8 protein-coding genes are annotated in these 10,614 nt (G+C 48.1%); 6 read left to right on the top strand and 2 right to left on the bottom strand.

What is annotated here, in order from left to right; translation table 11 throughout:
- The first annotated feature begins 11 nt into the window (after positions 1-11).
- Positions 12-167: an alpha amylase C-terminal domain-containing protein gene (locus tag BZG13_RS15645; RefSeq protein WP_443216357.1), complete on the top strand. Its 156-nt coding sequence runs from the start codon at positions 12-14 to the stop codon at positions 165-167.
- A gap of 129 nt (positions 168-296) precedes the next feature.
- Here the strand turns inward: BZG13_RS15645 and malK are convergent, their stop codons facing one another.
- Complete coding sequence (gene malK, locus BZG13_RS10245; protein WP_077486547.1) at positions 297-1,436, bottom strand: maltose/maltodextrin ABC transporter ATP-binding protein MalK; 1,140 nt, start codon at positions 1,434-1,436, stop codon at positions 297-299.
- A 500-nt stretch (positions 1,437-1,936) separates the two neighbouring features.
- Between malK and malE the strand changes: the two genes are divergently transcribed.
- The 3 genes from malE to malG all read left to right on the top strand — a co-directional run bounded on the left by malE (position 1,937) and on the right by malG (position 5,658).
- Positions 1,937-3,118, top strand: a complete 1,182-nt coding sequence (gene malE, locus BZG13_RS10255) for a maltose/maltodextrin ABC transporter substrate-binding protein MalE (RefSeq protein ID WP_069362930.1) — start codon at positions 1,937-1,939, stop codon at positions 3,116-3,118.
- Between the two features lie 63 nt (positions 3,119-3,181).
- Positions 3,182-4,756, top strand: coding sequence for a maltose ABC transporter permease MalF (gene malF / locus BZG13_RS10260; protein WP_069362931.1), 1,575 nt, complete (start codon positions 3,182-3,184; stop codon positions 4,754-4,756).
- Between the two features lie 11 nt (positions 4,757-4,767).
- Positions 4,768-5,658, top strand: coding sequence for a maltose ABC transporter permease MalG (malG, locus tag BZG13_RS10265; RefSeq protein WP_069362932.1), 891 nt, complete (start codon positions 4,768-4,770; stop codon positions 5,656-5,658).
- Positions 5,659-5,741: 83 nt separating this feature from the next.
- On the opposite strand, the gene BZG13_RS10270 is transcribed toward malG, so the two are convergent.
- Positions 5,742-7,706 (bottom strand): glycogen debranching protein, encoded by a 1,965-nt coding sequence (locus BZG13_RS10270; protein ID WP_158074882.1) that lies wholly within the window; start codon positions 7,704-7,706, stop codon positions 5,742-5,744.
- 496 nt (positions 7,707-8,202) lie between these two features.
- Between BZG13_RS10270 and BZG13_RS10275 the strand changes: the two genes are divergently transcribed.
- A complete protein-coding gene (locus tag BZG13_RS10275) occupies positions 8,203-9,534 on the top strand; it encodes a carbohydrate porin (RefSeq protein WP_338013145.1) in 1,332 nt (443 codons plus the stop codon).
- Between the two features lie 63 nt (positions 9,535-9,597).
- A complete protein-coding gene (locus BZG13_RS10280; RefSeq protein ID WP_077486551.1) occupies positions 9,598-10,425 on the top strand; it encodes a MalM family protein in 828 nt (275 codons plus the stop codon).
- The last annotated feature ends 189 nt before the right edge of the window (positions 10,426-10,614 follow it).

A 10,614-nucleotide genomic window follows, 5' to 3' on the forward strand; every position in this document is an offset into this window, starting at 1 on the left:
GTGATTACCAATTGGTATTAAATTCGGATGATGAGGCGTTTTGGGGCAGCGGGTACCCCGTTTACGTAGCGCTTAGCACTGATAAAAGCGCGGCGCACGACCAGCCCCAATCGCTGACACTGAATCTCCCCCCATTAGCCACTGTGTTTTATCGCTGGCAAGGGTGAAAGCAATGACGCCCTTTGGGCGACAAAGTGAAGATTGCGCCAAGTTAATCCTTGGCGTTTTTTCTGTCTGAGCCGATACAGTAAAAAGGCCGCGAATGCGGCCTAGTCGTTGTCTCTTACAAGGTGATATTAGGCGGCATCTTCTTCATCAACGAAGGTGACGCCATTTTCACGATGCAGGCGCTTGCACGCTCGACCGTCACTGTGGAACAGATGGCAGCGGTGAGCGGGAATACCAATGGCGTATTTGTCGCCGGGTTCAATCTCAACGGTATCGAGCTGGCGATAGATCACGTCTGCGTCTGCGCTTTCAAGGTTGAGATAAATTTGCGTCTCGTTGCCCAGCTTCTCAACAATGGTCGCTTCCCCTTCAATTTGCGCATCACCGTCTTTGGCGGCCACCAAATGCTCAGGACGAATGCCGAGAGACATACGATCGCCGCGCGTGACGGTTTTACCATCGACTGGCATCCAGAAACTGGCCCCCTCACTTAGCTGCACTTTGACACGGTTTGGCTCGACATCTTCAATAAAGACACTCATGAAGTTCATTTTGGGCGAGCCGATAAAAGAGGCGACAAAGCGGTTTTGTGGGTAATGGTATAGCTCGAGCGGCTTCCCGACCTGTGCGACTCGGCCTTCATCCAACACCACAATTTTGTCTGCCATGGTCATGGCTTCAATCTGATCGTGGGTGACATAAATCATGGTACAGCCAAGCTGACGTTGTAACTTGGTGATTTGCGCGCGCATCTGCACCCGTAACCCAGCATCAAGGTTGGAAAGTGGCTCATCGAGCAAGAAGACACGAGGCTGAGACACCAGGGTGCGTCCAATCGCAACACGTTGACGTTGTCCGCCAGACAACGACTTAGGTTGTCTGTCGAGTAAGTGACCGAGTTGTAAGATCTCCGCCGCTTGATGCACGCGCTTATCGACTTCCGCTTTGTTCGTTTTTGCTAGTTTCAAGCCAAACGACATGTTGTCGTAGAGGTTTAGGTGGGGATATAACGCGTAAGATTGGAATACCATCCCGACGCCACGCTTAGATGGCTCAATATCATTTACTCGCTGATCATCAATGTAAAGGTCGCCCGACGTAATATCTTCCAACCCGGCAACGCAGCGTAATAGGGTGGATTTGCCGCAGCCAGATGGACCGACAAAGACAACAAATTCGCCATCTTTTATCTCTAGGTCAACGTTTTTTGAAATCATTACATCGTCGTCATACGCTTTACAAACGTTTTTAAACGTGACACTTGCCATGTCGCTCGCCCTCAATCGCTTTTCATTAATTCGGCTMAATACGCATTATAGGTGGCTGTGCTATTCAATATCGGCCATTTTCGAGCGTTATCGTTTTTGTTGAACGCTGTTTGGTCACTGACTAAGCACATTGGATAAATTCCACCCGATGCTTTTTTGATGTCAGGCAGTGTCGCGTATCTTTGCAAATGGCGCATCCTCCCGTGGACAATTATTACGGGGGGAGTAGGCGGGGAGGAGGATAATCTCCTCCCCAAATTGATTTGAGGGTGTACATCACAAAAATATGAGCTAATTAGTTGAACTTGATCACGTTCGGTTTATTTTTGTGAACCGCATCATTAGCGACGAGCGATATGGATCACGAATTCGCTCGCATAGAGGCAGGGCGTAGAGGCCAGGATGATGAGGAATGCGCGGGAATTACCCATGATAGACCGTGAAATACAGCTCATCCTCCATGGAATCGTGCTACACCTCAGTAGAAGAAGGATAGAAAGATGAAAAAATCACTTAGCGCTGTTGCTCTCGGTACCCTGATTGCACTGGGTTCATTTGGCGCCAATGCCAATATCGAAGAAGGCCAACTGACGATTTGGATTAACGGAGACAAAGGTTATAACGGCCTTGCCGAAGTGGGTGATCGCTTTGAACAAGACACGGGGATCCCTGTCACCGTCGTTCACCCTGATGGTCTGCAAGACAAGTTCCCTCAGACTGCTTCAACGGGCGATGGTCCAGACATTGTATTTTGGGCGCACGATCGCTTTGGTGGCTATGCAGAATCAGGCTTGCTGGCAGAGATTCGTCCATCTGAGCGTCTTAAAGACGGCATGGTCGACTTTGCTTGGGATGCGGTGAAATACAAAGGTAAATACGTCGGTTATCCGGTGGCCGTGGAATCGCTTTCGCTTATCTACAACAAAGATTTGGTGCCTAACCCACCAGAAACGTGGCAAGACGTGGTTGAGATGGATGCCAAGCTCAAAGAGCAGGGCAAGTCAGCCATCATGTGGAACCTGAAAGAACCGTACTTCACATGGCCACTGATGGCAGCTGATGGCGGTTATGCATTTAAGCAAACGGCAAACGGCTATGATGTGAAAGACGCGGGTATCAATAACCAAGGTGTACATGACGCGCTACATTTCATGAAGCAGATGGTCAAAGATGGCGTGATTTCATCAGATATGGACTACTCGGTTTCTGAGTCTTCTTTTAACCAAGGTGATACAGCGATGACCATCAACGGCCCATGGTCGTGGGGCAATATCGAAAAGTCGGGTATCAACTATGGTGTCACCACCTTGCCAACCTTCCAAGGTGAAGCCTCTAAACCCTTTGTTGGCGTGTTAAGTGCCGGTATTAGCACCGCGTCGCCAAACAAAGCGCTGGCGGTCGAGTTTTTGGAAAACTATCTGTTGACTAATGACGGCCTATCAACGGTGAATGCTGATAAACCTCTGGGTGCGGTGGCGTTGAATAGTTATCAGGCGGAACTTGCCAAAGATCCGCGTATTGCGGCAACCATGGAAAACGCCAAACATGGCGAAGTGATGCCAAACATTCCACAAATGAATGGGTTCTGGGCAGCGGCCAAAAACGCCATTATTAATGTGGTCGATGGCCGTCAAAGCGTCGAGGAAGCACTCGACGATGCGGAAACGCAAATGGTCAAATAAGCTCTATCTGCAGGGGGGCTTGCCTCCCTGCATTTTTTAAAAACTATGTGAGTAGCGTTCCTTATGCAGTCAGTCCAAGGTTCCCAAGCTATGACAACGTCAGGCTCTTCTTTGCCCAGTAGCACAAAAGCGTTCATAAAATGGGCGTTACTGGCTACTGTGGCCATTATCAATGGCTATGCCACCGTCTTGATGTATTCGCGTGGTGAAACCGCCTTTGCCCTGTTAACTGTGGTATTAACCGCATTAGCGCTGTACATTTTTGGCAGTAAAAAAACATACGCCCATCGCTATATCTATCCAGGTATCGCGGGGATGATCCTTTTCATTATTTTTCCGTTGGTTTATACCGTTGGGCTGTCATTCACCAACTATAGCGCCAAAAATCAACTCTCTTTCGAGCGTGCCCAGTCCGTATTATTAGAGCGAACCTTTCAAAGTGGCGACAGTTATCCTTTCTCGTTATATCAAACGGATCAAGGCGTTCGCATTGTGGTGGAGGGCGAGAATACACGCTATGCCACCAAGCCATTTGAATTTGCAACCTTGGCTAATGACAGCTTGTCACTTAGCCCGATTGACAGTGTTGAGGGACAAAAAGCGTCACTACGCGATGTGATTCAAAACCGCGACGCGCTTGGGGAGTTAGACCTAGCATTGTCTGGTGACAAAACCATTCGTATGAGTGGTTTGCGCAAGTTCGCCGCCATTCAATCGCTTTATAGCTTGCAGGACGATGGCCGCACGCTGATCAACAATAAAACGGGTGAGACGCTCAAACCTAACGATGAGGTAGGTTACTACCAACCGGTTAATGCCTCCGGTGAATTTGTGGGCGATACTGTTTCACCCGGTTATGTGGTGCAAATTGGCACGGATAACTTTGAGCGCGTATGGACGGATGATGGGATTAAAGAGCCGTTTATTGGCATCTTTATCTGGACGATTGTCTTTTCCGTACTCACCGTGGTATTCACCCTGTTTATTGGCTTGATATTGGCGAGTTTAGTGCAATGGGAAGAGCTGAAAGGTAAGTCGATCTACCGTTTGTTATTGATCCTTCCTTACGCGGTACCCGCCTTTATTTCAATTTTGATTTTCCGAGGCTTGTTTAACCAGAGTTTTGGCGAAATCAATATGGTCTTGGAAGCGCTGTTTGGCATTAGCCCGAATTGGTTCTCCGACCCATTTTTGGCGAGAAGCATGGTGCTCACCGTTAATACCTGGCTGGGTTTCCCTTATATGATGATCCTCTGCATGGGCTTGCTTAAAGCGATTCCTGATGATCTCTACGAGGCATCCGCGATTGACGGCGCGAATTTCATTCAGAACTTCACCCGTATTACGCTGCCGATGATGATTAAACCACTGACTCCTCTGCTGATTGCGGCCTTTGCCTTTAACTTCAATAACTTTGTGATGATTATGTTGTTAACAGAGGGTGGACCAAACCGTATAGGCACCACGGAGCCGGCCGGTTATACCGATTTGCTGGTTAGCTATACCTATCGCATCGCCTTTGAAGGCAGTGGTGGTCAAGACTTCGGCTTGGCAAGTGCCATCGCCACACTGATCTTCTTGATAGTCGGCGCACTGGCGTTAATCAACCTTCGTATGACGCAGAAAAACGAGCACTGAGGAACCTAAATATGGCAATGGTACAAGGTAAATCCTTAAAATATCGCGTCTGGGCAACCCATATTGGCTTGTGCTTGTTCTTGGCGCTGATTTTATTCCCGCTGTTAATGATTATTGCGATTTCATTCCGCGAAGGGAACTTCGCCACTGGGAGCTTGATCCCGGACAACCCATCACTGGAGCACTGGAAATTAGCACTGGGCTTCCCGGTGACTAACTCGGATGGCACGGTCACGCCACCGCCATTTCCCGTCTTATTGTGGTTATGGAACTCGGTGAAGGTTGCAGGCATTACTTCGTTATTTATTGTAGTGCTGTCTACCACCTCGGCATACGCCTTTGCCCGTATGCGGTTTAAAGGCAAGCAGACCATCTTGAACGCGATGATGATCTTCCAGATGTTCCCAGCGGTGTTGGCATTGGTGGCTATCTACGCCTTGTTTGATAAGTTGGGGCAGTACATCCCATTTTTAGGGCTCAACACCCACGGTGGCTTGATCTTTGCGTACTTAGGCGGGATTGCATTACACGTTTGGACCATTAAAGGTTACTTCGAGAGCATTGATGGTTCATTGGAAGAAGCCGCAGCATTGGATGGCGCCACCCCGTGGCAGGCGTTTAGGCTGGTGCTGCTTCCGCTCTCCGTGCCTATCTTGGCTGTGGTCTTTATTCTGTCGTTTATCATGGCGGTAGGTGAAGTGCCAGTTGCTTCGATTCTGTTGTCGGATGTTGATTCGTATACCTTGGCGGTCGGCATGCAGCAGTACTTGTATCCGCAAAACTATCTGTGGGGCGACTTTGCGGCGGCAGCCGTACTGTCAGCGGTACCGATTACCGGGGTTTTCTTACTCGCCCAACGTTGGTTAGTGGGTGGTTTGACCGCAGGGGGCGTGAAAGGATAAAGCCTTACGTCGTCAGGCGAAGCAAGAACCCTAAAGTAAAGGCAGCTAACATTAGCTGCCTTTTTGATGCGGGTAATATTGGGCTACAGCCAGTCACCGTCGATGCAGACCAAAAAGCTCTTTGCTGCCAAGCGTTGGCATGACGCTAGTGGAGCGACGGTTGTCTCACCGGTCGCGGTGTCACAGACAATGCGCCACTGATGATTTGGTGGAAGCCGTAGGTCGTGCGCGGTGTCGCTGCTGTTGATGGCTATAAGCATTGATTGACCCGCGTCAGGGTGATGCGCGCCGAGCGTGATCTGACAGCTGAGCGCTTGCAGCTTTGACCATTGATGATCGTGAATCGGATCGCCATTCGGGTGCCGCCACGTAATCTGATTGCAATGGCGCTGTGTGCCACTTAACGCATCGATAAAGCGTGGTACGATGGCATTGCGGCGTGCAATCATAGTGGCTAGCCAGTTTGACCAAGCGTGATCCTGCGTTCGCCAGTTTAACCAACTGATAGGGTTATCTTGGCAATAGGCATTGTTATTCCCTTGTTGCGAGTGGCCTAACACATCGGCCATTAGAATGTGTGGCGTCCCCAGCGAGAAGAGGATGCTTGCCATCATATTCCGTTTTTGCCGCCTCCTTACCTCAATAATGTCAGGATTGTTTGTCGGCCCCTCGACACCATAATTGGCGGAGCGATTGTCACCATGACCATCCCGGTTATTCTCGCCATTGGCATGGTTATGCCGCTTGGCATAACTGACCACATCCTGCAGGGTAAAACCATCATGGTAGGTTACATAGTTAATCGGTAAATGATCGGGCCAATGCGCTGCGCTGAAAACGTCGCGCGAACCCATCAATCGCGTGGCGAAATCTTGCAGTATGCCTGGATCGCCTCGCCATAAACTGCGCGTGGTATCGCGGATTTTATCGTTACATTCAGCCCAGTTAATCGGAAATTGTCCTAGCTGATACCCATCGGGGCCTATATCCCAGGGTTCCGCAATCAACTTGACCTTAGAAAGGATCGGATCCTGGGCAATGGCGAGGAAAAACGCATTTTGGGGGTTAAAGGTATCGCCATTTCGTCCCATGGTTGCGGCGAGATCAAATCGAAACCCATCCACGTGATAGTCGGTGACCCACATCCGTAAGGTGTCGAGCACCTGCTTCAGTGCGGCAGGGTGGCGTATATCAAGGGTATTACCACAGCCGGTATAATTGCGCAGTTGTTGGCCATCATGTAAGTACATGGCATGATCAAACGCTTTATAATGAAGAATCGGCCCACCTTCTCCGCCTTCCGCCGTGTGATTAAATACCACATCCAAAATGACTTCGATGTCGTGGCGGTGTAGTTCGCGTATTGCCGTCTTTAGCTCTTTAACCGCATTTTTCTCCGCGTAGCGTGGATCCGGTGCCATCCAAACATATGGGTTGTAGCCCCAGTAGTTGGTTTTTTGCTGGCTGAGTAAATGCGGCTCAGGTAAGCAAGACGTAATCGGAAGCAGTTGCAGGCAATTAATCTGATGTTGTTGATAAAACGCCAACATCGTTGGTGAGACTAAACCCAAATAACGTCCTTGCTGCACTGGGGCGACATCTGGATGCTGCTGAGTTAGCCCTTTAACATGGGTTTCGAAAATCACAGTGTCTCGTATGGCGCGCTGAGGCGATGACACGCCTTGCCAATCAAAAGACGCATGATCGACGACTTGGCAGCGCGCCAGCAATGTGCTTTGCGATGGTGAATAAGGAGGCTGATAGCGTAAGGGACCAGYCACCGCTTGCGCATACGGATCGGCCAAGTACCATGTTYGACCATCCTGTAAGACCTCAAAACTGTATTCTTGCCCCGCAACCACATCAGCGACATCTCGTGTCCAGTAGCCACGCTTGTATTCGCGCATGGCGAGCCGCTGAGGCTGGTGCCCTTGATGCCACAACAGTAAATGCACGCCGTCCTGATCGGGTGCATACAGCGTAAACCGACAGCCTGATGGGTGTAGTTGCGCCCCTAATACATAAGGGAGTGGGAAGCAAACCGACATAAATAACACCATTAAATGAGATGAATCGCTATTAGAGCGTTTACCTATAAATAATTCAATCTGACGTCACATTTATGATCATTGTCCCTCATGTAATAAAGTTTCACACCTTTAAGAATAAATCTATTAATAGTGATCGTGTCGACATTTTGTAGGCCTGTTTAGCGAAAAATAATTACCAATTACGCCCTCGTTCAGTGACCCAGCTCGACAAGTTTAGATAATCAGCTCTCACTCCTCCTTTCTCCTCCTCCCCCTGAAATCGCACGGTTGGATGACGCGAATATGACCGCTCAGGGATAGGATAATTCCAGGATAACGAAGAAAGCTAAGCCTTGGACACACTGTCTTTTTCCACTACCCACTGCCGGTGTGAAGAGACACGTAAAAAAGGCGCATTATGGAGTAAGGTATGAGAAAAGTAAGTTTAATTGCGGCGGCTGTCGCAGCTGCTGTCACTGCCACCTCAGCATTTGCTGTAGATTTTAATGGCTACATGCGAGCAGGGACTGGAATTAGTGCCTCCGGTAGCGGTGATTTGGCTATTAATAAACATGGTATTGGTCGCCTCGGTAACGAAAATGACAACTACTCTGAGTTTGGGTTTTCGGAAGAGCTAAAAACCGGTGAACAAACTTGGCGAGTTGAATCAATGATTGCGTCGGGCGCGCCTGGTGAAAGTGGCTGGGAAGATGGTGACTTCAATGTCGCTCAGTTTGCCGTAAAAGCAAAAGGCGTGTTGGCCGACAAAGATGCAACACTTTGGGCGGGTAAAACTTACTATCAACGTAAAGATATCCACATCACTGATTTCTACTTTTTGAATACATCAGGTACCGGTGGTGGTATTGAGAATCTATCTGTTGGTGATCAGAAATTGTCTTTAGCACTGATTCAAGATAACGGTTCCCAGAAACTGAAATCTGAGGGTCAGAAAGCTGTTCTTGACCAGAGTAATAGTTTCGAGTTTGATGGCACAACTCAGTCACTAGAAGATCATTTAGCTGATTGTGGTGACAATGATCCAGCCTGTATAGCGAATGTAAAGAATACTGCTAAAGCTGAGGATAATCCTTATACAGATGAGACTTATCCAATTACAACATCAGAAGATGTTAATGGCTATATTGCCGATATTCGCCTAGCCGATATCGATTTATGGTCAGATGCTAAGTTAGAACTGGCAGCAGCTTATAACTTTGGCGTTGAAAAAGCCGATCAAGATCTTAAAGGAGACGATGGTCTATTAGTCACCGGCATTGTCCACCAGGGCATGGATAATGGTTTCAACCAAACTATCCTCCAGTACGGTACCAATGGATATGGCGTTCAAGCGGCTAACTTCGGGGCTGGGACTTACTACGATCGTTCTGGCGCGCAAAACGAGGCGACAGGCTATCGTCTGATTAACTGGGGGGTCATGAACCTAGGTGAGTCTTGGGAAATGGGCCATCAATTCGCACTTCTCAAAGGCAATGATATCGGCGGTAAAGATAAAGATGGTAATTATACCGGTGAGAACCTCGATATTGACCAATTCTCTGTCGTCGTCCGTCCAATGTACAAATGGAATAATACCATGCGTACTGTGTTCGAAGCTGGCTATAATGCGGGTGAGAAAATCAATGATGACGGTAACGCGGTCGAAGACTTTGGTAATTCTAAATTGACCGTTGCGCAAGCATGGGCAATGGGTGACAGCTTCTGGGCACGTCCTGAAATCCGTGTATATGGCTCGTACATCTCTGACCTTGAAAACGATGACGCTTTTGGTTCAGGTGAAGATAGTGAGCTCGTAGCTGGCGTACAGGTTGAAGCTTGGTGGTAAGCCTTTTTTAAACTTTATTTTTTCATAGCCGACAATTGTCGGCTATTTTTTTAGGTGTTTTATATGAACAAAAAAGTGTTATTTATCTCTGGGTTATTACTGCTTAATGGGTGCTCGACGATCGTTGATAACCAATATCAGATTGCACCTAAGGGAGAGGCAGTGACGCAGATTGAGAAAGCGAAACAACTACCGCTAGAGATGGATAAAGAGATCAAAGTAGCGGTCACCACACAAACACAAGTCCTCGATATCCATAGCATTGATAGCCCTGGCGTTATTTTTGAATTACCGATGGTAAAGAATGGATTAGATATCAATATAGAGGCAGAAATAAACGATAGTGTTTTTGTTCCAAGTGCCAAAGTGATTAATCAATCTGGCGATATTCGCGCTAAACTCGACGACGATGAGCTGGTCTACCTAAAACCTCGCTTAGCCGATGGCAACCGCTTGCAAGGTAATATTAAAGTCCACCCACAAGTAGGTGACAGTGCGCTCTATTTGGTTATTTTTACTGATAAAGATAAACTTGATGAAACGGTGGCGGTCAGCCACCCAGCGAAATTGGACGCAGAGGGAAGAGGGAATTACTTTCCAGAGGTAGGCGATATTCAAGTGCCGCGCGCGTTGACTGGCACGTTTTCCATCGAAGCGGCAGCATTGGGCGCACGCACCAGCGATCAGTCTATCGTCCTGCCAGCACTCTCCGCCACTGAACGTCCGCAACAAGAAAGCGTGAATTTTTACCACCAGGCTATTCGAACCGCGATTGCAGACAACGATGTCGACAAAGCAATGGGATTACTGCGTGATGCGGAGCAATTGGGTATCACTGACGCTGACCAAGTCTTTCGTGACGCGATGAAAGCACAGTTAGAACGGCAGTAATCGAGCTTAGAAGGGGTTTTTTAATCTTACATAAGAATAATATGTTGATGATTATTATAGGTAATTTATAACGTGACCTGAAAGATAAAGACTTATTAATTCACTTAATCTTTTCTGCAGCATGGAGTGGTGATGAATACAAATTTCATTGTGCCTGAAAAAATAATAAAAGTCGTTTTTGCGCTTTTT

The organism is Salinivibrio sp. ML323, assembly GCF_001995745.1.
GTDB lineage: Bacteria > Pseudomonadota > Gammaproteobacteria > Enterobacterales > Vibrionaceae > Salinivibrio > Salinivibrio kushneri.

Coding starts and splice junctions, on each gene's coding strand:
- malG (WP_069362932.1), top strand. CDS start 4,768: ATGGCAATGGTACAAGGTAAATCCTTAAAATATCGCGTCTGGGCAACC.
- BZG13_RS10280 (WP_077486551.1), top strand. CDS start 9,598: ATGAACAAAAAAGTGTTATTTATCTCTGGGTTATTACTGCTTAATGGG.
- malE (WP_069362930.1), top strand. CDS start 1,937: ATGAAAAAATCACTTAGCGCTGTTGCTCTCGGTACCCTGATTGCACTG.
- malK (WP_077486547.1), bottom strand. CDS start 1,436: ATGGCAAGTGTCACGTTTAAAAACGTTTGTAAAGCGTATGACGACGAT.
- BZG13_RS10275 (WP_338013145.1), top strand. CDS start 8,203: ATGCGAGCAGGGACTGGAATTAGTGCCTCCGGTAGCGGTGATTTGGCT.
- malF (WP_069362931.1), top strand. CDS start 3,182: ATGCAGTCAGTCCAAGGTTCCCAAGCTATGACAACGTCAGGCTCTTCT.